We start from the raw sequence: 694 nt of genomic DNA on the forward strand, positions 1-694 counted from the left end.
TGGAGCGCACGGTGCGCGGCATCATCAACTCGACCTATGGCTGCGCCGGCCAGCGCTGCATGGCCCTGCCGGTGGTCTGCGTCCAGGAGAGCATCGCCGACGAGTTCGTGGCGCTGTTCAAGAAGCTGGCCATGGAGCTGAAGCTCGGCCCGGCCTATGTCGCCGGCTCGCAGCTCGGCCCGGTCATCTCGGCGGGACAGAAGGAATCGATCGAGAAGGCCATTCAGCGCGGCGTGGACGAAGGCGCGACGCTGGTGCTCGATGGCCGTGGCGTCAAGGTGCCGGGATACGAGGACGGCTATTTCGTCGGCCCGACCATTCTCGACCACGTCAAGCCCGGTTCCTATGTCGGCGAGGAAGAGATCTTCGGACCGGTGACGTCGATCAAGCGGGTCAAGGACTTCGAGGAAGGCCTCGCCATCATGAATGCCAACCGGTTCGCCAACGGCTCGTGCATCTACACGACATCGGGCCGTCACGCCCGCGAGTTCGCCAAGCGGACCGACGGCGGCATGGTCGGCATCAACGTCGGCATTCCCGTGCCGTTCTCGATCTTCCCGTTCTCCGGCCACAAGCAGTCGTTCTTCGGCGACCTGCATACGCTCGGCAAGGATGGCGTCGCCTTCTTCACCGAGACCAAGTCGGTCACCTCGGTCTGGTTCTCCGAGGAAGACGCCAAGAAGGCCGTCAGCAC

Annotated in this window: 1 protein-coding gene; it reads left to right on the forward strand. The window is 64.3% G+C overall.

The annotated features are described in order from the left end of the window. Positions 1–694: aldehyde dehydrogenase family protein (locus CJ014_RS27300; protein WP_118847954.1), on the forward strand; the 694-nt coding region annotated here is incomplete at both ends.

Source organism: Pleomorphomonas carboxyditropha, from assembly GCF_002770725.1.
Classification (GTDB): Bacteria; Pseudomonadota; Alphaproteobacteria; order Rhizobiales; family Pleomorphomonadaceae; genus Pleomorphomonas; species Pleomorphomonas carboxyditropha.